We start from the raw sequence: 25,250 nt of genomic DNA on the forward strand, positions 1-25,250 counted from the left end.
CCCGCGCGAGCGAAGCCGAGCGTGGGGGAGCCGTGCCGGGCGCCGCGAGCCGGTGAACCTTTCCGGTCACGGCACTAGGGAAGGCCTCCACCAACTCACGCCCCCACTGAGGCGCCGGGCCTACTGCTGCCCCTGACACGCGGACCAGATCTCCCGCAGCAGCGTGCGGTAGTCGTCCCCGTAGGTGACCACCGCCGCGTACACCGCGTCGAGGGCCGCCCGGAGCGGATCCGCCTCGGCGGCGCCGAGCATCGCGGGGAGGGCCATGTGCGGCTGGGACATCGGCAGGGACCGGGCCGGCGCGCCGACCGTGATCGCCATCCGTACGGACGGGGCGTCGAGCCCCGACGTCCGCGGTCCGAGCGGGCTCGACGAGGCCACCACGGCGGCCGCGGGACCGACGACGGCCGGCGCCTGGCAGGGCTGAGGCATGTCGTCACGGGCGGGTGGCTGGAAGGGGGGCCGCTCGGGTGGGACGGCCTGGGCGACGGTCCTGTCGGGGACGCGCGGGTCGGAGTCCAAGGCCTGCCACATACGGTCGGGGTCGTCGAACGGCGGTGGCAGCGGACGCCCCTCGTCCAGGGCTGCGAGTCCCGCGGCGACCCAGTCGAGGCCGGAGAGACCGGCCGCCTCGCACGCCCGGCGCGCCGCCAGCAGGGCGACCGCGCGCTGGGTGGCGGGGCCGGCCGCGTCGACGGCGTGGACGAGGGCCGGGTCGAAGTCGAGCACGCCGTGCACATTGCCGCCCACGTCGCGCAGGGCCTGGCTGGGCAGTTGTCCGCCCCATTCCCATCGTTCGTGGGCGAGCCGGAGTTCCGTCTCCGCTCGTTCCTGTGCGAGGCGGGCCAGTCGTTCGGCTTCCGCGCGCTCGGCGGGGGTGGGAGGGGGTGGCAGCTCGCGGGCGTAGTCGTGCCAGTAGCCGGCGATGCCCGCGGTCTGCTTGAGGACACGGTCCGGGGCGGGCGGGGCGGGCCAGAACTGCAGCAAGTAGCAGTCGATCCGGGGCTCTTCGCTCAGCCGGGTGTCCTCCCGGTTCGCCTCGTCCATGCCCCTGGCGCAGTAGCGCACCCGGTAGTCGGTCTCCTCCAGCCCCAGGTCCCAGGAGGCCTCGCCCGCCCATTGCACGAGCGCGCTGCTGTCCGACACGGGACGGAAGGACACCTCGACGACGTCCTCCCACCCTTCGTCCAGCGGCGGCGCCTGGTCGTGCACCTCGACGGTGAAGCCGACGTCGCCCGTGTGCAGTCCGGTGTGCAGCCACATCGCGCCGGGCACCGCAGCCCCGCACAACCCGCCGCTCTGCCCCGCGAACGCCTCCGCGAGGTCCACTCCGAAGGTGTCCGGATCGCTCTCGACGTAGATCTGCCCATAGTGGACATGAACCTCGCCCTCGACCGGTCTGCGCACGTCTGCCCCCATCGCTCTCAAGGAACGGCCCTTGCCCGGCAGCCTAGGGACGACCACTGACAGTGCGTACGGGAAGTGCTGGAGGCGCGTGGCCCTCGGCCGTGCCCCTGTGCGACTGTTCGACCATGACCAGCGATTACGACCGCATCCGTACCGGCATCGAGTTCATGACCGCGTACGTCTCCGGGAACGAGCTCCTGACCGCGTACGTCGCTGAGCGGCGACGCGACGACCCGATGGCGACCGAGGCCCTGCTGGACGGCGCGGCGGCGCTCTGCGCCCTGCTCCTGCACAAGATGGCGCGGGACACCGGCAAGACCCAGCACGAGCTTCTGCAGGAGCTCGCCCGCGGCACCCACCGGCACGAGCAGGAGTCCGGCGACTGACCGGAGGGCGACTTCACGCAGGCCTCACGCCCGGAAGGGGCGACACCCCCGCACAGGGTGCCGCCCCTTCTCTCGCGGTCCGGAGCCGCCGTCCATCGGTACTGAGGGTCGGGGACGGGCGGCGGCTCCGGGGTCAGGGGGCGATCGGTGAGGACCGCTGATCGACTCGACGCTCAGCGGTGGTCGCTGCCCTCCGACTGGGTCGCCGCGCGGCCCGCTTCGAGGCGGGCGACAGGGATGCGGAACGGGGAGCAGGAGACGTAGTCGAGGCCGACCTCGTGGAAGAAGTGGACGGACTCCGGGTCGCCGCCGTGCTCGCCGCAGACGCCGAGCTTGAGGTCGGGGCGGGTCGCACGGCCCGCCTCCGCCGCGAGCTTGACCAGCGAGCCGACGCCGTCCTTGTCGATCGTCTCGAAGGGGGAGACGCCGAAGATGCCCTTCTCCAGGTACGCGGTGAAGAAGGAGGCCTCCACGTCGTCCCGGGAGAAGCCCCAGACGGTCTGGGTCAGGTCGTTCGTGCCGAAGGAGAAGAACTCGGCCGCCTCCGCGATCTGGCCCGCCGTCAGGGCGGCGCGCGGGAGCTCGATCATCGTGCCGATCGCCAGCTTGAGCTGCGTACCCGTCGCCGCCTCGACCTCCGCGACGACCTGGTCCGCCTCCTCACGCACGATCTCCAGCTCCTGGACCGTGCCGACGAGCGGGATCATGATCTCGGCGCGCGGGTCGCCCTTGGCGTTCTTGCGTTCGGCCGCGGCCTCGGCGATGGCACGGACCTGCATGGTGAACAGGCCCGGGATGACCAGGCCGAGGCGCACGCCCCGCAGGCCCAGCATCGGGTTCTGCTCGTGCAGGCGGTGGACCGCCTGGAGGAGTCGGAGTTCGTTCTCGTGGGGCTCCTGGCGGGACTCCGCGAGGGCCACGCGGACCGACAGCTCCGTGATGTCCGGCAGGAACTCGTGCAGCGGCGGGTCCAGGAGGCGGATCGTGACGGGCAGTCCGTCCATCGCGGAGAACAGCTCCACGAAGTCCTGCTTCTGGAGCGGGAGCAGCTCCTTCAGGGACTCCTCGCGCTCGGCCTCCGTGTCGGCCAGGATGAGACGCTCGACCAGCTCACGGCGGTCACCGAGGAACATGTGCTCCGTACGGCACAGGCCGATGCCCTGGGCTCCGAAGCGACGGGCGCGCAGCGCGTCCTCCGCGTTGTCGGCGTTGGCGCGCACCCGCAGGCTCCGCTTGCGGTCGGCGAACGCCATGATCCGGTGCACGGCCTCGACCAGTTCGTCGGCGTCGTTGGCGCCGGCGTGCATACGGCCCTCGAAGTACTCGACGACCGGGGACGGGACGACCGGCACCTCGCCCAGGTAGACCTTGCCGCTGGAGCCGTCGATGGAGATCACGTCGCCCTCCTCGACGACGTGCCCGCCCGGCACCGTCATCCGGCGCCGCTTGGTGTCGACCTCCAGCTCCTCGGCGCCGCAGACACAGGTCTTGCCCATGCCCCGGGCGACCACGGCCGCGTGGGACGTCTTGCCGCCGCGCGAGGTGAGGATGCCCTCCGCCGCGATCATGCCGTCGAGGTCGTCGGGGTTGGTCTCGCGGCGGACCAGGATGACCTTCTCACCGGAGCGCGACCACTTCACGGCGGTGTACGAGTCGAAGACCGCCTTGCCGACCGCGGCGCCCGGCGAGGCCGCGATGCCCCGGCCGACCTTCTCGACCTTCGCCTCCTCGTCGAAGCGGGGGAACATCAGCTGGGCGAGCTGGGCGCCGTTGACGCGCTGGAGCGCCTCCGCCTCGTCGATCAGGCCCTGGTCCACCAGCTGCGTGGCGATGCGGAAGGCCGCGCCCGCCGTGCGCTTGCCGACGCGGGTCTGGAGCATCCACAGCTGGCCGCGCTCGATGGTGAACTCGATGTCGCAGAGATCCTTGTAGTGGTTCTCCAGGGTCTCCATGATCTGCATCAGCTGGTCGTACGACTTCTTGTCGATCGACTCCAGCTCGGCGAGCGGAACCGTGTTGCGGATGCCCGCGACGACGTCCTCGCCCTGCGCGTTCTGCAGGTAGTCGCCGTAGACGCCCTGGTGGCCGCTGGCGGGGTCACGGGTGAAGGCGACGCCGGTGCCGGAGTCGGGGCCCAGGTTGCCGAAGACCATCGAGCAGACGTTGACGGCCGTGCCCAGGTCGCCGGGGATCCGCTCCTGGCGGCGGTACAGCTTCGCGCGGTCGCCGTTCCAGGATTCGAAGACGGCCTTGATGGCGAGGTCCATCTGCTCGCGCGGGTCCTGCGGGAAGTCCCGGCCCGCCTCCGCCTTGACGATCTTCTTGAACTTGGCGACCAGCTTCTTGAGGTCGGCCGCCTCCAGCTCGGTGTCGACCGTGACCTTCTTGGCCTCCTTGGCCTTCTCCAGCGCCTCCTCGAAGAGGTCGCCGTCGACGCCGAGGACGGTCTTGCCGAACATCTGGATGAGGCGGCGGTAGGAGTCCCAGGCGAACCGCTCGTCGCCGGCCTGGTCGGCCAGGCCCTTCACCGACTTGTCGGAGAGGCCGATGTTGAGGACCGTGTCCATCATGCCGGGCATGGAGAACTTGGCGCCGGAGCGGACCGAGACGAGGAGCGGGTTGTCGGCCTGGCCGAGCGCTTTGCCCATCTTCTGCTCGAGGGCCCCCAGGTGCGCGCTCACCTCGTCACGCAGTGCCGCGGGCTCCTCGCCACTGTCGAGGTAGACCTTGCAGGCTTCCGTCGTGATCGTGAAGCCCGGGGGAACGGGGAGTCCCAGGTTGGTCATCTCGGCGAGGTTCGCGCCCTTGCCACCCAGGAGGTCCTTGAGGTCCTTGTTTCCCTCGGTGAAGTCGTAAACGAACTTCGCTACGTGGGGTTCTTTGTTTTCCGACACGGTCTCGACTCCCTCGAGGACGCGGTGGCTGCCCTGACGGCGAGGAACATACCCAGATCGAAGGCGCCTGGGTATGTCTACTCACGCGTCATGCGCTTGTAACCACCCGTCCGCCAGTGGATCGAAAGTCAAAGCTTGGCAAGCCATGACGGGCGGATGTTTTCACTTCTTGAACGCATCACCCCTCATAGTCAGCCTCAAGCGCTCACATGAGCGACTTAGCTGCACGTTTGATTTCGATCGATGAACGATCAAGGGGTGGCACTGAGTGCCACCCCTTGGAGAAGTGCAGTCGCTCAAGATCCGCTCATCTGAGCGCAACCCATATCAGGGGTGGTGAGAATCACGCTGCCACAGGGGACCGGATTTCACCATCCGGACCTGTTCACACCCCCATCGCCAGCAGCCGTTCCTCCACCCGCTCCGGCGCGTACAGGTGCTCCACGACCAGCGCCCCGGCGCCGACCAGACCGGCCCGCTCCCCCAGCCGCGAGGTCACGACCTCCAGATGGGCCGTGGAGCGCGGCAGCGCCCGCTGGTACAGCAGTTCCCGCACCCCCGTGAGGAAGGCCGTCCCGGCCAGGTCCCCCGCGATCATCAGCACCCCGGGGTTGAGCAGCGTCACGACCGTCGCCAGTACGTCCCCGACCTGGCGCCCCGCCTCCCGGGCCAGCGCGGCCGCCTCCGGATGCCCGGCCGCGAGCAGGTCCCGCACGTCCGAGCCCGACGACGCCCGCACCCCGCTCTCCGCCAGCCGCCGGGCCACGGCGCCACCGCTGGCCACGGCGGCGAGACAGCCGTACGAGCCGCAGCGGCACAGCGCGTCCGCGCCCACCCTGATGTGCCCGATGTCCCCGGCACCCCCGTCGACGCCCCGGTAGAGCGAGCCGTCGACGACGACGCCCGCGCCGATCCCGGTGGAGACCTTGACCAGGACGAACGCGGAGCATTCCGGGTGTCCGGTGCGCTGTTCGCCGTACGCCATGAGGTTCGCGTCGTTGTCGACCAGGACCGGCACCGGCCCTGCGCCCGTCCCCTCGGTGAAGGCCCTGGCCAGGCGGCCTCTTATGTCGTAGCCGTCCCAGCCGGGCATGATCGGCGGCTGGACGACCCGCCCGGACTCGCTGTCGACAGGACCCGGCACCGCGAGCCCGATGCCGCACACCTCCCCCGCCCGGTGTCCCGCCTTCTCGAGCAGTCCGGCGAACCAGCCGCCCAGCTCGCCCAGTACGACGTCCGGGCCGTCCTCGACGACCAGGGTGCCGCCGTGCTCGGCGAGGATCTCGCCGGTCAGCGACAGCACGGCCGCGCGCGCGTGCCGGGTGTCGAGGTCGGCGGCGAGGACGACCGCGTGGGCGTCGTCGAACTCCAGGGTGATCGAGGGACGACCGCCCAGCGGCGAGTCGACCGGGCCGCCCGCACCCTCGCGCAGCCAGCCCGCTCGGAAGAGACGGTCAAGGCGCTGACCGACCGTCGCACGCGAGAGTCCCGTCACCTGTTGGAGTGCGCCACGTGTCGTGGCCCGGCCACTGCGGACGAGTTCGAGCAGGTCGCCGGCGCTCGCCTGGCTCCCGCCCCTGGTGGTCCTTCCGGTCCTGCCCGGCCGTCCGGTCATGCGCACCCCCTTGTGTTTCCCAAGCCTGCATTACATATTGAGTTTTGCGTGTTAAATAGACGTAACCCAACGGTAGCCACTGCCGCATCCGCTGCCGTACCCGTCGGCCGAACGTCTTTCGGGGAGCCCCGAGTGGATCGCACCGCCCAACTCACCGCCCGCCCCACGGACCGCGCTGTCGCATACGATCCGGCGACGTCGCCGGGCTCGCTGCACAGCGGGGCCGCGCGTGTGCTGGAGGGCAACTGGAAGGGAACCTCGACGGTGCCCTCGCGGAGCCTGTATCCGCACCAGTGGTCCTGGGACTCGGCGTTCGTCGCGATCGGCCTCAGGCACGTCTCACCGTTACGGGCCCAGACGGAACTGGAGACGCTGCTCGCGGCCCAGTGGGGCGACGGGCGCGTCCCGCACATCGTCTTCAACCCCTCCGTCCCCCTCGACGCGTACTTCCCGAGCCCCGACTTCTGGCGCTCCTCGACCGCGGGGCGCGCTGCGGGCGCCCCGCGCACCGTACAGACCTCGGGCATCGTGCAGCCACCGGTGCACGCGCTCGCCGCCTGGCTGGTGCACCGCGCCGACCCGGGACTGTCGCGGGCACGCGGCTTCCTCGCCCGGGTGTACCCCCGGCTGGCCGCCTGGCACCGGTATCTGCTGCACCGGCGGGACCTGGGCGGGGGCGGCCTGGCGTCCGTCGTGCACCCCTGGGAGCAGGGCATGGACAACAGCCCCTCCTGGGACGCCCCGCTCTCCCGCGTCACCCCGGCCCCGGCCCGCTCCTTCCGCCGTGCCGACCTCGACCACGGGGCTGCCGAGGACCGGCCCACGGATCTGGACTACGGGCGGTACGTGCGACTGGCGACGGAGTACCGGGACGGCGGATACGCGGACGGCAGCGGTGAGTTCGCCGTCGAGGACCCGTCCTTCAACGCCCTGCTCATCGCCTCCGAGCACGCACTCGCCCGTATCGCACACGAGTTGGGCGCGACGGGCACGGCCCGCCACGCCCGCGCCGAGCGCCTGACGGCGGCGCTGGTGGAGCGGCTGTGGGATCCGGCCGAGGGGATGTTCTTCTGCCGGGACGTACGAGGGGGCGGGAGGCTGATCCCGGAGAGGAGTGTGTCCGGGCTGGTCCCGCTGCTGCTGCCCGGGCTGCCCCGCGAGGTCGTCACCGCCCTCGTAGGCACGCTGCACGGCCCGCACTTCGGGCTCGGCACCACCACCCGCCTCGTCCCGTCCTACGACCTCCTCGGCGAGGCCTTCGACCCGCACCGCTACTGGCGCGGACCGGCCTGGTTCAACACGAACTGGCTGGTGGAGCGCGGCCTGCGCCTGCACGGCGAGCTCGCCCGCGCCGACGCGCTCCGCGACGCCGTCCTGGACATCGCGGACACGTCCGGTTTCGCGGAGTACGTGGACCCGTACACCGGCGAGGCCTGCGGCGCGACCGGCTTCAGCTGGACCGCCGCGCTCACGCTGGACCTGCTGCACAGCGACACGCCAGTCAGCGACGCACCAGTCGCCGAAAGCTCGGTAAGGCACAGCTCAGTCACGGGAGACCAGGGAGGGGACCGGGGATGACGGAGCGGCATCACCTGCTCGTGTACGGCGGCACGTTCGCCGCCGTGGGCGACGGCGGGGACATCAGCGGCGTACGGGGCGGCACCTCCCCCGACGGCTTGTTCGTACGGGACGCCCGGCACCTCAGCCGCTGGCAACTGACCGTCGACGGCGCGGTGCCCGAGGCACTCACACCGGTCGCGGACGGCGACAGCGCGCGCTGCGTCCTCGTCCCGCGCGGCGGCCGCGACGAACCGCCCGCCTACACCCTCTTCCGTGAACAGGCCGTCGGCGACAGCTCGTTCGTCGAGTCCCTTCGGGTGGTCAGCAACCGTCCGGTCCCGACGACGGTCCGCCTCGCCGTCACCGCCGACGCCGACTTCACCGACCAGTTCGAACTGCGCTCCGACCACCGCACCTACACCAAGACGGGCGCCGTCCGCCGCCGTCAGGTCCTCGACCACGGCGTGGAGTTCACCTACCGGCGCGGCGAGTGGCTGTCCTGCACGACGGTGACGGCCGACCCCCCGCCGGACGTCGTCGAGGAGACCGGCACCGGCGCCCGGCGCATGGTGTGGGCCCTGGAGCTGGAACCGCACGGCACGGCGGAACTGATCCTGCGGGTGATCGCCCGGCCGCACGGCGAGAAGCGCGCCCTGCGCGTCCCGCGCTCCCCCTCCGCGCTCAACGACCAGCTCAAAGCCGCCGAGGGCGAGTTCGTGGAGGGCGTCCCCTTCCCGACGGGCCGGCCCGAACTGGCCGCCGCCTGCGCGCGGGGCCTGGCCGACCTCGCCTCCCTCCAGGTGTCGGCCGCCGGTCCGGACGGCGAGGAGTTGCACGTCCCGGCCGCCGGCGCCCCCTGGTTCCTGACCCTGCTCGGCCGCGACGCCCTCCTCACCTCGCTCTTCGCGCTCCCCTACCGCCCGCAGCTGGCCGCCGCCACGCTCCCCGCGCTCGCCGCGACCCAGGCCACCGCGACCGGCACCGACCCGGTCACCCAGCCCGGCAAGATCGTGCACGAGGTGCGGCACGGCGAGCTCGCGCACTTCGGCCAGGTCCCGTTCCGGCGCTACTACGGCTCGGTGGACGCCACCCCGCTCTTCCTCGTCCTGCTCGGCGCGTACGTCGACCACACCGGCGACACCGGACCGGCCCGCCGTCTCGAGTCCCACGCCCGCGCCGCGGTCACCTGGATGCTCGACCACGGCGGCCTCACCTCCCGCGGCTACCTCGTCTACCGCGCCGACCGGGGCGGCCTCGCCAACCAGAACTGGAAGGACTCCCCCGGCGCGATCTGCTCCGCCGACGGCACCCGGGCGAGCGGCCCGGTGATGGCGGCGGGCGCCCAGGGCTACGCGTACGACGCCCTGCGCCGCACGGCGTGGCTCGCGCGCACGGTGTGGGAGGACGAGACCTACGGGGCCCTGCTCGAACAGGCGGCCGGCGACCTCCGTGACCGTTTCCAGCGGGACTTCTGGATGCCGGAGCACGACTTCCCCGCGCTCGCGCTGGACGGCGAGGGCCACCGGGTCGACGCGCTGGCGTCCGACGCGGGACACCTGCTGTGGTCCGGGCTGCTGGACAAGGAGTACGGCGAGCTGGTCGGCCGGCGCCTCCTGGAGCCGGACTTCTTCTCCGGCTGGGGCATCCGCACGCTGGCCGCGGGCCAACCGGCGTACCACCCGCTCTCGTACCACCGCGGCTCGGTCTGGCCCCACGACAACGCCCTGATCGCCCTCGGCCTCGCCCGCTACGGCCTCCACGACGAGGCCCGCACGGTCGCCCACGGCCTGGTCGACGCGGCGAACGTGACCGGCCACCGCCTCCCCGAGGTCCTCGCGGGCTACGGCCGCGACACCCACGCGGAGCCGGTGCCCTACCCGCACGCGTGCGTACGGGAGTCCAGGTCGGCGGCGGCACCCCTGGCGCTGCTCACCGCGGTGGGCGGCGTGTAGGCGGGCGGGGTGCGGGCCGCGCCCTTTGGTTGCCCTTTGGCTGGTTGACGAGGCGTTTGCCGGGTGTTTGCCCTGGGCTGTGAACGGGCGTGGGGGGCGGACCGTACGGGATGATGGCGGGCCCAGTTCCCTCATGGGGCCCGCCGTACCGTCACGGGTCTCGCACGGAAGGACCTCCGTTGCCTCAGCACACGAGCACGCGCCAGTCACCGGGATCGGCCGGGACGGCCGAGCCCGAGGCGTCCCCCTCAGAGGAGGAGCTCGAACCGACCGCGGGAGAAGGCACCGAGGCCCAGCCCCCGGAGCCCCAGGGCTCAGAGCCCCAGGCCCCGTCGGATCAGGGCCCGGAGTCCCAGGGCCCGGAGTCCCAGGGCCCGGAGTCCCAGGGCCCGGAGTCCCAGGACAGCGAGTCCGCGGAGAGCACTCCCCGGGACGAGCGAGGGCACCGGCTCACTGAGGCGGAGGCCACGGACTCGGGCGAACGTGAGGGGAAGACCGACGCGGTCGAGGTCGCCGAGGCAGCGAAGGTGGCCGGTGGCGCCGAAGATGCCGAGGTCGCCGGGGACGCTGAGGCCGCCGAGTCGGCCAAGGTCGCCGGGGACGCCGGGAACGCCGAGCCGGCCGAAAACGCCAAGGTCGCGGAGGACACCGAGGACGCTGAGGAAGCCGAAGGCGCCAAGGTCGCCGAGGCAGCCGAACCCGGCACCGAACCTGCCACCCCCTCCCAAGCCCCCACCCCCACAAGCCCCACAACCACCACGCGCCGCACCCCCCGCCTCCCGCTCCTCCGTGCCTGGCGTGGGTGGCGTGCCCGGCACCCGGGGGCCTCCCGTGTCCTCACCCTCGCAACCACCGCCCTCGCCGTCCTCCTCGTGCTGGCCGCGCTGGTGATGCCGAACCGTATGGAGAAGCTCCAGCTCGTGGAGTTCCTGCGGCTCCCGGTGGAGGGGCTGCTCGGGGCGGCCGTACTGGTGGCGTTGCCGCGGCGGGCGCGGGTGGTCACGGCGGCGCTCGGCGGGATCGCGCTGGGTGCGCTGACCGTGCTGAACCTCGCGGACATGGGCTTCAACGAGTACCTGGGCCGCGGCTTCAACGTGATCCTCGACTGGCAGTTGCTGGACGACGCCAAGTCGTACCTCGCGGACACGATGGGCGGCACCGTCGCCCTGCTGGCCGCCGTGGGCGTCGTGGCGCTGATCGTCGTACTGCTCACCCTGATGGCGCTGGCGGTCGTCCGGATCGGCAGCGTCCTCGGCCGTAACACCGCCCGTTCCACCCGCGGTCTGCTGATCCTCAGCGCGACCTGGATGACGTGCGCGACCCTCGGCGTCCAGGTCTCCGGCGTACCGGTGGCCTCCGAGCACACCGTCGCGATGGCCAAGGACCGCCTGAACCGGGTGCGCGAGACCATCCGGGACGAGCGGGCGTTCGCGAAGGAGGCGAGGGCGGACGCGTTCGGCGGCACCCCGGCGGACCAGCTCGTGCCGGACCTGCGCGGCAAGGACGTCATCTTCACGTTCATCGAGAGCTACGGCCGCAGCGCCATCGAGGACCCGATCATGGCGCCCGGCGTCGACAGCACCCTCGCGTCCAGCACCGCCGCGCTCGCCAAGTCCGGCTTCCACGCCAAGAGCGGCTGGCTGACGTCGGCGACGTACGGCGGCAGCAGCTGGCTGGGCCACTCCACCACCCTGTCGGGCCTGTGGATCGACAACCAGAGCCGCTACCGCACGGTCACCGCGGGCGATCACCTCACCCTCACCAAGGCGTTCCAGAAGACCGGCGCCTGGGACACGGTCGGCATCATGCCCGGTGTGCAGAAGGGCTGGCCGGAGGCGAAGTGGTACGGCCTCGACAAGGTCTACAACGCCTTCCAGATGGGCTACAAGGGCCCGAAGTTCAGCTGGTCGACCATGCCGGACCAGTACGCGCTGGAGGCGTACCAGCGCCTGGAGCACAGCAAGAAGCGCGACAAGCCGCTGATGTCGGAGATCATCCTGACCTCCAGCCACCAGCCGTGGGCGCCGATCCCGAAGATGGTCGGCTGGGACGAGCTGGGCGACGGCTCGATCTTCAAGGGCATCGAGGCAGCGGGCAACAAGGCGGCGGACGTCATCGCCGACAGCGACAAGTCGAAGGAGGAGTACGGCAAGTCGATCCAGTACTCGGTGACCAGCCTCACCCAGTTCCTTCAGCGCTACGGTACCGACGACACCGTCCTCGTCTTCCTCGGCGACCACCAGCCGATCGCCCGGGTCAGCGGCGACCACGCCAGCCGCGACGTGCCGATCTCGATCGTCGCCAAGGACCCGAAGGTCCTCGACAAGATCGCCGACTGGAACTGGACGGACGGCCTGCGCCCCGCGCACGACGCACCCGTGTGGAAGATGAACCTCTTCCGCGACCGCTTCCTGACGGCGTACGGATCGACCCCGCATCCCACCAAGGACTAGCGCTCGTCAGGCAGGGGGCCGGTTCAGCCGCCGGAGGTGTCCAGCTCCGCGTCCTCGCCGACGCCGGCGCAGTCGTACGGGTCCTTCAGCCAGCCGTCCGGCAGCACCACGCGGTTGTTGCCGGACGTACGGCCGCGGGGCCCGTCCGCGCCGGCGGGCCAGGGCTGGTCGAGATCCAGCTCGTCGAGTCCGGCGCGGAGTTCCTCCAGCGAGGACGTGATCGCGAGCCGCTTGCGCATCTCGGAGCCGACAGCGAAGCCCTTGAGGTACCAGGCGACGTGCTTGCGGAAGTCGACGACGCCCTTGGACTCGTCGCCGATCCACTCACCGAGCAGGGTGGCGTGCCGGACCATGACGTCGGCGACCTCGCGCAGGGTGGGGCGGGCGATGGCCTCGTGCCGCCCCTCGAAGGCGGCCACCAGGTCGGAGAACAGCCAAGGCCGCCCCAGGCACCCACGTCCGACCACGACTCCGTCGCACCCGGTCTCCCGCACCATCCGCAGCGCGTCCTCCGCCGACCAGATGTCGCCGTTGCCGAGCACGGGGATCTCCGGGACGTGCTCCTTGAGGCGGGCGATGGCGTCCCAGTCGGCGGTGCCGCCGTAGTGCTGGGCGGCGGTGCGGCCGTGCAGCGCGATGGAGGTGACGCCCTCCTCGACGGCGATGCGGCCGGCGTCGAGGTAGGTGATGTGGTCGTCGTCGATGCCCTTGCGCATCTTCATCGTGACCGGCAGGTCCCCGGCGCCGCTGACGGCCTCGCGCAGGATCGCCCGCAGCAGGTGCCGCTTGTAGGGGAGCGCCGACCCGCCGCCCTTCCGGGTGACCTTCGGCACCGGGCAGCCGAAGTTCAGGTCGATGTGGTCGGCGAGGTCCTCCTCCGCGATCATGCGGACGGCCTTGCCGACGGTGGCCGGGTCGACGCCGTAGAGCTGGATGGACCGGGGCCGCTCACTCGCGTCGAAGTGAATGAGCTGCATGGTCTTCTCGTTGCGTTCGACCAGCGCCCGGGTGGTGATCATCTCGCTCACGAACAGGCCCTTGCCGCCGCTGAACTCCCGGCACAGGGTGCGGAAGGGCGCGTTGGTGATCCCGGCCATGGGGGCGAGGACGACGGGAGGCTGAACGGTGTGCGGGCCGATCTGCAGGGGCGAGGCGGTCGTGGGCATTCCCCCATTCTCACGTACCGGACGGGGTACGGCGAAATTCATTAGTTAGGCGTACTATTGAGGCCATGCCCGAGCTCAGCCCACGCCGACGCCTGCTGGTCCTCCTGATCTGCTGCATGAGCCTGCTGATCGTGAGCCTGGACAACACGGTCCTGAACGTCGCCCTGCCGTCCATGCAGCGCGACCTGGACGCGTCCACGTCGGGCCTGCAGTGGACGATCGACGCGTACACACTCGTCCTGGCATCGCTCCTGATGCTCGCGGGCTCCACGGCCGACCGCATCGGCCGCAAGCGGGTCTTCATGGCGGGCCTGGTGGTGTTCTCGGTGGGCTCCCTGCTGTGCTCCCTGGCGCCGAACCTGGATCTGCTGATCGCGGCCCGGATGGTGCAGGCGGTCGGCGGCTCGATGCTCAATCCGGTCGCCATGTCGATCATCACCAACACCTTCACGGACCCGCGCGAGCGCGCGAGGGCGATCGGTGTCTGGGGCGCGGTGGTCGGCATCTCCATGGCGGCGGGCCCGCTGGTGGGCGGCCTGCTCGTGGAGTCGGTCGGCTGGCGCTCGATCTTCTGGCTCAACCTGCCGGTGGGCCTGGCGGCGCTCCTCCTCACCCTCCGCTACGTCCCCGAGTCCCGGGCCCCGAAGGCCCGTCGCCCGGATCCGGTGGGCCAGCTCCTGGTGATCGCCCTCTTCGGCTCCCTGACGTACGCGATCATCGAGGCGCCGAACGCGGGGTTCGGGTCGATCGCGCCGTACGCGGTGATCGCTTTCGTCGCCCTCGTGGGACTGATCCGGTACGAGCCCCGGCGCCCGGAACCCCTCATCGACCTGCGCTTCTTCCGCTCGGCGCCGTTCAGCGGGGCGACGGTGATTGCGATCAGCGCGTTCGCGGCACTGGGCGGCTTCCTGTTCCTCTCCACCCTGTACCTCCAGAACGTCCGCGGCCTGGACGCCCTGCACGCCGGCCTGTGGATGCTCCCGATGGCGGCCCCGACGTTCCTGTGCGCACCCCTCTCCGGCCGCCTGGTCGGCAGCAGGGGCCCACGTCTGCCGCTGGTCGTGGCGGGCTTGGCGATGTCGACGAGCGGCTTCCTCTTCGCCGCCTTCGACGCCGAGACCTCCAACACCACCCTCTTCCTCGGCTACGTCCTCTTCGGCATCGGCTTCGGTTTCGTCAACGCCCCCATCACCAACACAGCGGTCTCCGGCATGCCCCGAGCCCAGGCCGGCGTGGCGGCGGCCGTCGCCTCCACGAGCCGCCAGCTCGGCCAGACGCTGGGCGTGGCGGTGGTGGGCGCGGTGCTGGCGGCGGGCGTGGGCTCGTCGTCGTACCGTTCCGCCTTCGTCTCCGCCGCCACGCCCGGCTGGTGGATCCTCACGGGCTGCGGTCTGGTGGTGCTGGCGCTGGGCGCGGTGACGACGGGCCCGTGGGCCCGCCGCACAGCCGAACGGACCGCGGAACGGCTGGAGTCGGCGGAGGTGCGGGAGGCGGCTGGGGTCAGCGCGTAAGGTCTCCGGCATGTCATTACGTCTTCGAATGCGTCAGGCCCTGCCGGAAGCGATGCGCGCCCGCGACAAGGCCGCGGTGAGCGCACTGCGCGCAACGCTTGCGGCGGTGGACAACGCCGAGGCGGTGCCGGTGGACGAAGCCGCGCTGCGTGGCATGGCCCTGGAAGAGTCGCCGGTCGGTGCCGGCGCCACCGAGGCGGCGCGGCGTGAGCTGAGCGAAGCCGGCGTGGCCGACATCGTGCGTGCCGAGGCCGCCGAACGCCTGGAGGCCGCGGCGCTGTTGACCGCCCCAGCACACGCCGACCGGGTCGAGCGGCTCCGTGCGGAGGCCGCCGTACTGCTCCGTTTCCTCGACGGCACCGTCACCACGCCACCGTCACCGTCACCGTCACCCGCCGAGATCAGCGAACCCTAGGAGCGTGTCCCCGTAATCGGCAACCGGCTGGGTGTCCGTGGTCGGGGTGATCGATCCGACCTGCCGGAACGCAACGTCCGATTGCCGCCAGCAGCCTTCGCTTGCTTCAGGGAGAGTCGGTGACGGCTCGTGCACCGCATGGCGAGTCTCTCCAGCTCACATCCCGCGAAAGGCGAACGAATGCACGTGGTCCCCGGGCTCAAGGTGCTGTACTTCGGGACACCGGTGGTGCTGATCAGCTCACGCAACGAGGACGGCACCGCGAACCTCGCGCCGATGTCCTCCGCCTGGTGGCTGGGCCAGTCCTGCATGCTCGGTCTCGGCAACAGCGGTCAGACGACCGCGAACCTGCTGCGCGAACGCGAATGCGTGCTCAACCTGCCCTCATCGGCGATGGTCGACGCCGTTGACCGGATCGCGCTCACCACCGGGACATCGGCCGTGCCGGACCACAAGGTGAAGCAGGGCTACCGATACGAGCCGGACAAGTTCTCGGCCGCGCAGCTGACCGAGCAGGCATCGGAGCTGGTTCGGGCGCCCCGGGTCGCGGAATGTCCGGTCCAGCTGGAGTGCAGGGTCGTCTCGGCGCACCCCTTCGGCGGTCCCACGCTTCATGCCACCGCCTTCCAGGTCGAGGTCCTTCGCGCCCACGTCGAGGAGGATCTGATCATCCCGGGGACGCACTACGTGGACCCGCTCGGATGGGACCCGCTCATCATGAAGTTCTGCGAGTTCTTCGGCGGTGGACACAACATCCATCCGTCGAAACTCGCCGAAGGCTGGAACATGCCGCATCAGCTCCAGCCAGCGGCCCTCTGAGCTGGTACCGCGTGGCGGCATCCCGCGTGCGTTTCGTGGTCATTCGTGCGGGATGATATCGGTATGCGTGGTGGGGATGGGCTGTTCGAGGTCGAGCCGGTCGAGAAGAGGCAGCCGCAGGGCCGTGGGGTGGGGGTGGACAAGCGGTTTCGGGCGTTCGACCCGCACCAGGTCCTGCTGCTGCCCCCGTTTCTGGACGACTGGCCGCCCGAGGACCACCTGGCCCGGTTCGTCGCCGACCTGGTGGACGAGGTCCTGGACCTGGGACCTGTCCTGGCGGACTACACCGAGAAGCGCGGCCACCCGCCCTACGACCCCAGACTGTGCTGCGTCTGTTGATCTACGGCTACACCACCGGGGTCCGCTCCTCACGGGCGATCGAGCGCAAGTGCGCCGACGACATCGCGTTCCGGTTCCTGGCCGCCGACCAGGCCCCGGACTTCCGCTCCATCTCCCGGTTCCGCCGCCGCCACCTGGACGCCCTCGCCGACCTGTTCACCCAGTCGCTGCACCTGGCGGCCAAGCTCGGCATGGTCGAGATGGGCCGCGTCGCACTGGACGGCACCAAGCTCAAAGCGCGGCGCGGGTACCTTCTGGGTGTTGCCGCAGAACGGAGTTCGCCGTGCCGCACAGCACCGAGGAACACACCGGCGCTCGGATCGCCCGCATCCGGAAGCAGCGAGGTCTGACGCAGCAGGGGTTGGCGATACGGGCTCATCTGTCCAAGTCACTGTTGTCGAAGGTCGAGTGTGGGCAGAAGCCCGCCTCCCCGGCGCTCGTCGCGGCGTGTGCCCGCGCACTGGGCGTATCCACGTCCGAGCTGCTGGGACAGCCGTACGCCGAGGAGTTGCGCCGGGACCGGATGGACGCGTTGATACAGCCGATCCGTGAAGGGCTTGAGAACTGGGACATCCCCCTGGACTGGCAGACGGCTCCACGGCCTGCCGCGTTGATCTGGTCGGATGTTCAGCAGGCCCTGGATCAGCGCCGGCAGGCGCAGTACTCGGATATGGTGCGCGACCTGCCGGCGCTGATCGACGAGTCGGTACAGGCGGTGCACTGCAGTGCCGGGGAGGAGCAGCGCCTTGCCTACAAGTGCCTGGCTGGGACGTTCCGGTGTGTATTCACCGTGGCATGGAACTTCGGCTACATCGACCTGGCAACTGTCGCGCTGGACCGGCTGGCGTGGACTGCTCCGCGTGCCGACGAGCCAGGGCTGATCGCCATGCACGCCTATCTGCGCGCGCAGACCACGATGTCGTCCGGCCGCTACGACGTGGGCATTCGGGTGATCGACCAGGCCCTACGAGATCTGGATGGTCAGGATGCGCGTCGCCCGGCAGGTGTTGAGGCGATGCGCGGCGTGATGCAGTTGCGGGCTGCGGTGATCGCGGGCCGGATGAAGGACCAGGACCAGGCGGACGCGCGCCTTGCGGAAGCCCGCGTCCTGGCCCGAACTACAGGCGAGCTACCCGACTTCGGCGTCACCTGGGGCCCGGTAAATGTCGGAGTGCACGCTGTGGCCATCGCCTCCGAAATGGACGACTTCGGCCGCGCGATCGAACTCGCCGAGGACGTACACGTCCCGCGCGGCTGGACCCGCTCCCGGGCCGGTCACCACTGGATGGACCTCGGCCGGGCCCACGCCTGGGCGGGCCATCCCGAGCAGGCACGGGACTGCCTGTACCAGGCCAGGCGCATCGCCCCACAGCAGACGCGCTACCACCCGACGGTGCGAGACACGGTGCTGGCGCTCAAACGCCAGGAGCGCACGCGCAGCGGCTCACTGTCGCAGTACGCGGAGTGGGTCGGGATATAGCAGACCCCCAGCGAGAGGAGTTGCACTCTCCGGTGCAACCGGCGTGCGCCGCCAGTCGGCATGCTGACGCCTTGTCAGGACCCCCGCGACCGCGCGAACGGCCCGGGGGCGTGGTCAACGCTGACAAGGAGCGTCGGCATGCCGCGCTGGATCGCCCGTATCTTCGAGCCGCTGTTGCGACTGCTCTGGCCCCCAGCAGGCCGCCACCGCAGACTTGATCGCCGCTGTTCGGGTCTCGCCCCTGAGGCATCCCGTCTTGGCCGGACGCCCGCTGCCCCGGCACTACGCGGTGAAGACATCGGACTGGTCCGCCCGTACTTGGTCGCCCACGAGCGGCGGACAGCAGAAAGGCGCCGAGTTCGGCGTCGCGGACTGCGCCTGGCCGTGCACGGCATCGACCTGCGGCTGCTGCCCGGAGCGGAGGTACGAGCGTGGTGAGCTCACCGGAACAGCCGCGCCTGCTGCCCTGGACCGGACCGGACGGCAAGCCGTGCTACCTCTCGAGCGACAGGACCGGCTACGTCTCCCGCCTCGCCGACGACATGGAGTCGTCCCAGCTTGCAGAGGCCGGCGAACTTCTCGAAGAGGCACGGCGCGTTCTGGGCGGCCGCCAGTGGACGTCAGGTGAACTGCACCTGCTGGCGGTTGAGTTGCTGGCAGCACTGACGAACGTGCACCGCATCGCGGAAAGCCGGGGCGCTCGGCTGCCTGCGCCTACTGAGGACACGGCGTCGCACCGCACCCGAATCGAAGCATGAATAGGTGCGGCGTCCCTACTCCATGCGGATCACCCGCCATGCGTCGTCCACCCGGTCCAGCATCAGGCGGAGAGCAATCCACGGTCCGTGGCCCTGAGGTATGGCGAAGGAAGCGAAAATGATCCCGAAGATGACGGTAAAGGTACCCAGGAGGAGAAGCATGGTGGAGCTTGGGGACCTGAACCGGCCGTTCCTCATGTCTGTCGAGGATGTCTTCCCCCGGAACCAGGGCAGGCTGGTCCTGGCGACGGGCCGGATCGAGCGTGGACGGGTCCACGAGGGTGATGCGGTGGAGCTCGTCGGCCATGGCGTCGGCGCGACAGCCTGCGTGCTTGCCGTTGACGCAGGCAGCGTGCGCCTCGATGAGGCCGGCGCGGGTATGAACGTGGGACTGTTGCTGCCAGGTACGGTCGTGGCGCGAGGGCAGGTGCTGGCGGCACCCGGCTCGATCCGGGCGCACGTCGCCTTCGCTGCGGACATCGCATTGCTGTCGGAGCAAGAGGGTGGTGCGGAAGTGGCCACCGGTGACATCCTTGAGTTCTACATCCGCGCCAATGGCGTGAGGGGCAAGGTGACGCTGCCCGATGAAGTCGGCACACTTCAGCCGCTTCACATGGCCACGGCGAGTGTCATGCTCGAACAGCCGGTCGCTCTTGAGAATGGCCACTCCTTCGCTTTCCGCCACCACGGCCGCGCCGCCGGCTCAGGGACCGTGACGCAAATCCTGCGCATGTGATCTCATGAGTGTGTTGCTCGTTCTCTCACGCAGTTCTGTCCTCACCACGTTTCGTTGTCCGTTCAAGTGCGGGCAGTCGCGATCGAATTGCAGGTTCGACGGTTCGTGGAAGACTGGGCAATGTAGACTGCAGTGATGCTGGGAGGCTGATATGAGCTCCCGTCGCGATCGGCCTTCAAGAGCCGAACGATCGCTGTTGCCCGTGCGTCGGCCTGGTCCATGGTACGCAGGGACCTTCCTTCTCACTGTCGCACTGGGCACGTATCTCTGGTCTCTCGGACGCTCCGTCGCGGACCACCACCAGGACTGGCCGAAATGGGCACAGGCCGTCTGGGATACCGCGGCAGCGGTCCTCGCCGGGGTGGGACAAGCAGTGACACACAAGGATTCCGGCGCTGCGGTGGGCAGTCGGCTGCTGTGCCTGCTACTGTTGCTCGGCTGTTTCTGGGCACTGCGGCGCGCACTGCTGGCCCGTCTCGCCTACGCCCCTGGCCCGGTCGATGTGCAGCGCCTTGCTGATGCAACTCCGGCAGGAACACCCAAGCCCCCGATCGACGACTTGACTGCTTGCCTGCGTAAGCATCTGTCCGAAACGGCCCTCTATCCACCTGCCACTCTTCCTGCTGAACCCCCCGCTGAAAACTTCATCGATCTGCTCGGGGACGTGAATCTGGAGTCCGGAAAGCTCGGAACCAGTCTGCTCCACATGTTCAGCCGATTGCGCCCCAAGGTCGCGTACCGGGTCACCGGCGTACTTCAACGCGCCACCGGAGGACAGAAAGCCTGCTGTGGTGTGACGGTGACAGTCACGGCCTACACGACTCGCGGCAGCTGCGCTCACACAGTGTGGGAAACAACGTGGGACAAAGCTGTCCACGAGACGGGAAACTGGGTGATGGCCGCGATCCTTCCCGCCACACGCGCCTCGAAGAGCGCTCCGTGGCAGTCATGGCGCAAACGGACGCTACCGCCCCGACTTTTCGCCGCCTACCAGCAAGGCCGGGCCCTGAGCCGTGACCGAAGGTTCGACGAGGCGCTGCGTCAGTTCTACACGGCGGTTCACTTCGACCCGACGAACTTGTACCTGCGGACCCAGATCGCCGGCGTACAGGAGAAGATGGGGCTGCGTCTGGACGCTCTGGAGACGTACCACGGCGCTCTCACCATGGGCTCTCTGACCCCGGAGGAAGACTTCAGGACACTGTGGGGGGCGCCTTGGTCTCTGCGCCGGTTCACCTACGTGTGGCACTGGCGTCATTCGCCCGGAATGCTGCTGGCGCGTTACCGGTATGCCGCGGTTCTGGGCACCGCCGAGAGTCTGGCCCGGCAGTGGTGTCACGACTCTGACGCCGATATCCGGCCGAGCCGGTCACGCACGCGTGACGAAATCCGGAAGGCGCTCACCCCTGCCCTGGCGGACCGGTACTGGCCTGCGGTGATCGAGTTCATTCCACAAAACGACGAAGAAGAAGTAAAGGAGTGGATGAGGGAAACCCTCAACCCCAGGGAGAATGATGAACGACGCGGAGATGAAAGGCGCAAAGAGAACACCAACTGGGTACGCCTGATATTTCAACTGGCCTCACTTCAGGAATTGGATCGCCTCACACAAGACCGCACCGCTGCTGTCTTCTGCCCAAGCATGCGGGCGGACAGAATATTCACTCCGGCCGCTCTGCGGATGACGCGTGACGTCTGGGCCCCTTTGAGACTCGCCCGAGCAGCGGCAGCCCTTGACGTCTGGGCATCCCGCCCGCCCGCGAGTCCGGCGCCTGTCGGCGGTGCCGCGTTGCTCGTACCAGAGGTCGAGAGGGCTCGCGATGGGTTCAGGCCATACGTCGCTCGCGTGATCCGCCCGGTGAATACCATGATTGGGGCACCGTGGAATCTCCAGAGAGCTGTCAGGCGTGCCCGTACACCGCTCTTCCGTGAGCGCCGTCGCGACTGGATGGCACACTACAACGCAGCATGCGTGTATTCCATCGCAATGAACGCGTACATCGAATCGAGTGACCAACGTGACGAACTCGCTAACCTCGCCTATAGGGAATTGGAAGACGCCGTCGCCGGCGCCGAAAGCGAGTTCGTTACGCTCACGCGTTCCTGGGTGCTTTCCGAAGACGCCGATCTTGCAGCACTCCGCGAGAAGGACCAGAGCGAGCGCCTGGCCCGGTTCGAACGTGAGGCGTACCCACACTCGACCCCCGACCGTCGCCGTTTCGACGATCCACCGCCGATCCATATCGAGATGGCATTCGGAAACATGAAACTCTTGGGAGAAGTAGCAGGAGCGATGGAACAGACATGGCACCGACGCAATTCTCTCACCTTTGTCGATGTCCACGATGCGATCAGATGGTTCGAGAACGAATGGTCGATCTGGCACGACCTCTTCTCTGTCACTGGAAGCCAGGCCCGAAGCTGGCTCGATCGTGAAAAGCTGCTCCTGAATGTTCAGCAGAATGTGGCTCCGGATCTCGTCGCGGAGCTTCCGTGCCGGGTGCCGGAGATCACCAGCATTTTGGAAGAACACGATGGCTGGCGCGAATCGCAGGAAGCCAAGGACCGTCTCAAAGAACTGGACGCGGAGCTCACGGCTCTGAGCACACTGGTGTCGTCGGAGCCCACCGCGGATCCGCCCTCGCCCATCGATCGAAGCGCCAGCTGGCTCGCCGCCGCGAAACAGGCGGACGCAACGGGCTGCAAGCTGATGCGCGGCGCCGCCCTCCGGACGGTGTGCGATGGGTACGCAGCGGTGTGGCAGACCCTCCACGACGTGCTTCCCCTCAACGACATGGGGCCGAACCGCAGCAACTCCGAGTTCGAGAACGCTCTGCGAAGACTGCCGAAGCCGACTTCTGGAACTTGGACCGCGCCGTGAGTCCGGAGTGAGTGCTCGATGCGCCGGTCCACCACTGAGCCTCTTCAGCGTTGCCGCTCCAGGGTGAGAATGGCTTTGGCGATTGACGTCATGCGGTTGGGGCTGCAGCGGAACCTGCGGCAGATCCGCCAGGACTTCAGGCAGGCCACGCCGCGCTCAACCGGTGCCCGTGCCGCGGCCAGAGCCCGGTTGACGGTCTTCTCGGTAGGGGTGAGTTCTCGCAGGGGCCTGCGTTTGATGCCCGTGGTCAGCCAGGGGCCACCGCCCTGGTAGGCGAGATCGGCCAGGAGGGGGACGCCCTGGCGACGAGCACCACGCCCGCCAGTTCGCGACCGAGTTCCTCAGCCGTGCCGGGGTCGCGGCCACGATCCGCCGCTACCTGGAGGTCAAGCGGGCCACCGGCCCCCTGCGGCACATCCCCGGCAACGAGTTGACCCGCGAGCAGTGGCAGGCCATGTGGGACGCGGATGACGAGCTGGGCGACCTCTACCGGCGCCTCGACCGTCCTCTCGTTCACGCGGTGTCAGCCGCTCCAACGGGTCGCTGTGGCGGCGCAGCAGCAACTGGGCGATGACCTCGGGATCCAGCGCCGTGCCGCCGTCCGCGACCCGCCGTACCGCGGCGATGAACTCCTCCACGTCGGCGACACGTTGCTTGAGCAGGTAGCCGACCCCGTTGGTGTGGGCGGTCAGCAGATCGGCCGCGTACCGCTCCTCCACGTACTGCGAGAGCAGAACCACCGCCGTCCGGGGCCACTGGCGGCGGATCGCCAGCGCGGCACGCACTCCCCTCGTCGGTGAAACCCGGTGGCATCCGGACGTCGACCAGGGCGAGTTCGGGCCGGTGCTGCTCGACCGCGGTCAACAGGGCGTCCGCGTCACCCACGTCGGCTGCGATGTCGAAGCCGGCCATCTCGAGCACCTTGACGAGCCCCACGCGCAGCAGCACCGAGTCCTCGGCGATCACAGCTCGCACGGCAGCTCCGCGGTGATGGTGGTCGGGCCCCCGGCGGGACTGCTGACGCGGAACGATCCGTCGACGGAGCCGACGCGTTTGGCCAGTCCGCCGAGCCCGCTGCCGACTGAGGCGTCGGCGCCGCCGGTCCCGTCGTCGGTGACGTTCACACGTAGCACCTTCCCGGTCCGTTCGACGGTCACCTCCACGCGCGTGGCCCGGGCGTGCTTGGTCACGTTGGTCAGCGCCTCGGAGACCACGAAATAGGCGACCGACTCCACGACGGGCGCCGCTCGCTCTCCGATGTCGACGCGCAGGCTTACCGGCAACGGTACCCGGGCGGCCAGGCCGGACAACGCCGCGTCCAGCCCGCGGTCTTCGAGGACCGCGGGGTGCAACCCCCGCACGAGGTCGTTGAGTTCGGCGATGGCCCCCTTCGCCTCCCGGTGCGCCTCGTCGATCACCGTACGGGCATCGTCCGGCAGGTCGGTGAGGGTGGCCTTGGCCAGTCCCAGATTGACCGCGAGGGAGACCAGGCGCTGCTGGGTTCCGTCGTGGAGGTCGCGTTCGATGCGGCGGCGCTCGGTGTCGACGGCTTCGATCAGGTCGATGCGGCTTTCAGCCAGGTGCTCGACACGCTGCCGAAGCCGCTCGTTCCGGCTCGACCCCAGCAGCGCCGACGCGAGCCGGGTCTCGGTCCGGGCCGTCGCCCCGGCCAGCCAGGGCGCGCTGCACAGCAGCACGACGCCGCCAACGGTGTAGAAGAACGCCATCAGGCGTTCCTCCCCCGGCAGCGCCCAGGCCCACCCGGAGGAGGTGGCGCCCGACACCGCCACGGCCCACGCCGCGAGCACCAGCAGTTCCAGCGCCGCCAGCAACGGCCCGAGCAGGAGGTGGTATCCGACCTGCCGCCAGGTCTGGGCCGAGGACAGACACCGCAGGGCACGTCTCGGCCACCATCGTTCCGGCGTCGGCGTCAGCCGGGGGACGTCCACACCGAGTAACACTCGATAACGGTGTCGTTGAGCAACGGTGAGCGCCGGAACGCCGACGACGAACAGCGCGAACGGTATCGGGACCACGGCCCACGCGTTCGCCTTCACGACGATCGTCACGCCCCAGACCCACAGCGAAGTCAGGGCAAGGTGCAGCGGAATCCCGGTTGCCACGAAGCCGGTGTCCCGTCGCGCTCGAAGTAATGCGCGTCGCAGCGTCCGGGAACTCCTCATGACTCGACGGTAGAACGCCTGGTGACGCACAGGCCATGCACCGTGCATCCGGATCGATGGTGAAGCCAGTACCACCCCCAAGTCGGACCTTCGCGTTACCGACGCGCGCACCCGCCGCAGGAAAGCTTGTCCATGTAAGGCACACAAGCCCGCATCCGGGAGGAGACGAGCCCCATGGCCCCCGTCGATTCGGCAGCTTGCGGGGCTGCGGACGCGCTGCCCGCCGCCATCGCGGACGTGCTCTTCTTGTCGCGCACCGCTGGGCTGCGCGAGCAAGGCACCATCGACAGGAGGCGGTGGCCCGGCATGGCGTTGATCGGGTGCGGCCTCGCGCTGCTGCCCTGGCCGCTGGTGCTGGCGGCCGCGCTGCCCGCCACACCCAGCGTCCCGCACTGGTCGGCCGCATGGGTGGGGCTGGATGCACTGGAAGCCCTGGGCCTCACCGCCACCGGAGCACTGCTGCTGCGCCGGGACCCTCGGCACCCGCTCGCCGCGGCGGCAACCGCCGCACTGCTGGTCGTCGACGCCTGGTTCGACATCGTCACCTCTGCCCCCGGAGCCGAACTCGCCGCAGCGATCGCGATGGCCGCCGTCGCCGAACTACCGATGGCGGCCTTGTGCGTCGTGCTGGCCACGGCTTCCTGCCGCCCCGGCTTCCCCGGCCACGATCGTCCGCCCCACCATCGCCGACCCGA

The 25,250-nt window shown here is 69.7% G+C and carries 17 protein-coding genes and 3 pseudogenes; 13 read left to right on the forward strand and 7 right to left on the reverse strand.

Annotation, left to right across the window (positions count from 1 at the left end; all coding sequences use genetic code 11):
* Nucleotides 1-120: 120 nt before the first annotated feature.
* Entirely contained in the window at nt 121-1,407 is a 1,287-nt protein-coding gene (locus tag ACGFNV_RS29420) for a hypothetical protein (protein ID WP_393626348.1), read from the reverse strand.
* Between the two features lie 125 nt (nt 1,408-1,532).
* Between ACGFNV_RS29420 and ACGFNV_RS29425 the strand changes: the two genes are divergently transcribed.
* Nucleotides 1,533-1,793 (forward strand): hypothetical protein, encoded by a 261-nt coding sequence (locus tag ACGFNV_RS29425; RefSeq protein ID WP_393626350.1) that lies wholly within the window; start codon nt 1,533-1,535, stop codon nt 1,791-1,793.
* Between the two features lie 173 nt (nt 1,794-1,966).
* Here ACGFNV_RS29425 and ppdK read toward each other — a convergent pair whose 3' ends face one another.
* The gene (ppdK, locus tag ACGFNV_RS29430) at nt 1,967-4,687 is read right to left on the reverse strand and encodes a pyruvate, phosphate dikinase (protein ID WP_393626351.1); all 2,721 of its coding nucleotides are present in this window, start codon (nt 4,685-4,687) and stop codon (nt 1,967-1,969) included.
* Nucleotides 4,688-5,072: 385 nt separating this feature from the next.
* Nucleotides 5,073-6,302 (reverse strand): ROK family protein, encoded by a 1,230-nt coding sequence (locus ACGFNV_RS29435; RefSeq protein ID WP_393626353.1) that lies wholly within the window; start codon nt 6,300-6,302, stop codon nt 5,073-5,075.
* A gap of 132 nt (nt 6,303-6,434) precedes the next feature.
* On the opposite strand from ACGFNV_RS29435, the gene ACGFNV_RS29440 reads away from it, so the two are divergent.
* From ACGFNV_RS29440 to ACGFNV_RS29450, 3 genes are all read left to right on the forward strand, one after another.
* Entirely contained in the window at nt 6,435-7,880 is a 1,446-nt protein-coding gene (locus ACGFNV_RS29440; RefSeq protein ID WP_393626355.1) for a hypothetical protein, read from the forward strand.
* On the forward strand, nt 7,877-9,814 hold the full coding sequence (locus tag ACGFNV_RS29445; RefSeq protein ID WP_393626357.1) for a glycogen debranching N-terminal domain-containing protein: 1,938 nt from the start codon (nt 7,877-7,879) through the stop codon (nt 9,812-9,814). Before ACGFNV_RS29440 ends, ACGFNV_RS29445 begins: the two co-directional genes overlap by 4 nt.
* Before the next feature lie 890 nt (nt 9,815-10,704).
* Nucleotides 10,705-12,267: a CDP-alcohol phosphatidyltransferase gene (locus tag ACGFNV_RS29450; protein ID WP_393626426.1), complete on the forward strand. Its 1,563-nt coding sequence runs from the start codon at nt 10,705-10,707 to the stop codon at nt 12,265-12,267.
* Nucleotides 12,268-12,290: 23 nt separating this feature from the next.
* On the opposite strand, the gene dusB is transcribed toward ACGFNV_RS29450, so the two are convergent.
* Entirely contained in the window at nt 12,291-13,433 is a 1,143-nt protein-coding gene (gene dusB, locus ACGFNV_RS29455) for a tRNA dihydrouridine synthase DusB (RefSeq protein WP_393626359.1), read from the reverse strand.
* Between the two features lie 65 nt (nt 13,434-13,498).
* On the opposite strand from dusB, the gene ACGFNV_RS29460 reads away from it, so the two are divergent.
* The 9 genes and pseudogenes from ACGFNV_RS29460 to ACGFNV_RS29500 all read left to right on the forward strand — a co-directional run bounded on the left by ACGFNV_RS29460 (nt 13,499) and on the right by ACGFNV_RS29500 (nt 22,372).
* Nucleotides 13,499-14,944, forward strand: a complete 1,446-nt coding sequence (locus tag ACGFNV_RS29460) for an MFS transporter (protein ID WP_393626361.1) — start codon at nt 13,499-13,501, stop codon at nt 14,942-14,944.
* Nucleotides 14,945-14,996: 52 nt separating this feature from the next.
* Nucleotides 14,997-15,359, forward strand: coding sequence for a hypothetical protein (locus tag ACGFNV_RS29465; RefSeq protein WP_393626428.1), 363 nt, complete (start codon nt 14,997-14,999; stop codon nt 15,357-15,359).
* A gap of 180 nt (nt 15,360-15,539) precedes the next feature.
* Nucleotides 15,540-16,178 carry a flavin reductase family protein gene (locus ACGFNV_RS29470; RefSeq protein ID WP_393626363.1) on the forward strand — a complete coding sequence of 213 codons (639 nt, stop codon included), beginning with the start codon at nt 15,540-15,542 and terminating at the stop codon, nt 16,176-16,178.
* Between the two features lie 81 nt (nt 16,179-16,259).
* A pseudogene (locus ACGFNV_RS29475) lies at nt 16,260-16,756 on the forward strand (transposase); the annotation flags it as partial.
* A 44-nt stretch (nt 16,757-16,800) separates the two neighbouring features.
* A complete protein-coding gene (locus tag ACGFNV_RS29480; RefSeq protein WP_393626365.1) occupies nt 16,801-17,997 on the forward strand; it encodes a helix-turn-helix domain-containing protein in 1,197 nt (398 codons plus the stop codon).
* Nucleotides 17,998-18,135: 138 nt separating this feature from the next.
* Complete coding sequence (locus ACGFNV_RS29485; RefSeq protein WP_393626367.1) at nt 18,136-18,435, forward strand: hypothetical protein; 300 nt, start codon at nt 18,136-18,138, stop codon at nt 18,433-18,435.
* Nucleotides 18,432-18,755 (forward strand): hypothetical protein, encoded by a 324-nt coding sequence (locus ACGFNV_RS29490; protein WP_393626368.1) that lies wholly within the window; start codon nt 18,432-18,434, stop codon nt 18,753-18,755. Before ACGFNV_RS29485 ends, ACGFNV_RS29490 begins: the two co-directional genes overlap by 4 nt.
* 118 nt (nt 18,756-18,873) lie before the next feature.
* Nucleotides 18,874-19,491: a hypothetical protein gene (locus ACGFNV_RS29495; RefSeq protein WP_393626370.1), complete on the forward strand. Its 618-nt coding sequence runs from the start codon at nt 18,874-18,876 to the stop codon at nt 19,489-19,491.
* A gap of 373 nt (nt 19,492-19,864) precedes the next feature.
* A complete protein-coding gene (locus ACGFNV_RS29500) occupies nt 19,865-22,372 on the forward strand; it encodes a hypothetical protein (protein WP_393626372.1) in 2,508 nt (835 codons plus the stop codon).
* Between the two features lie 44 nt (nt 22,373-22,416).
* Here ACGFNV_RS29500 and ACGFNV_RS29505 read toward each other — a convergent pair.
* From ACGFNV_RS29505 to ACGFNV_RS29515, 3 genes and pseudogenes are all read right to left on the reverse strand, one after another.
* A pseudogene (locus tag ACGFNV_RS29505) lies at nt 22,417-22,689 on the reverse strand (transposase family protein); the annotation flags it as partial.
* A gap of 189 nt (nt 22,690-22,878) precedes the next feature.
* Nucleotides 22,879-23,347: pseudogene (locus tag ACGFNV_RS29510) on the reverse strand (response regulator transcription factor); the annotation flags it as partial.
* Entirely contained in the window at nt 23,335-24,555 is a 1,221-nt protein-coding gene (locus tag ACGFNV_RS29515) for a sensor histidine kinase (RefSeq protein WP_393626374.1), read from the reverse strand. The pseudogene ACGFNV_RS29510 and the gene ACGFNV_RS29515, both read right to left, overlap by 13 nt.
* Nucleotides 24,556-25,250: the final 695 nt, after the last annotated feature.

This window comes from Streptomyces sp. NPDC048751, from assembly GCF_043198595.1.
Taxonomy (GTDB): domain Bacteria; phylum Actinomycetota; class Actinomycetes; order Streptomycetales; family Streptomycetaceae; genus Streptomyces.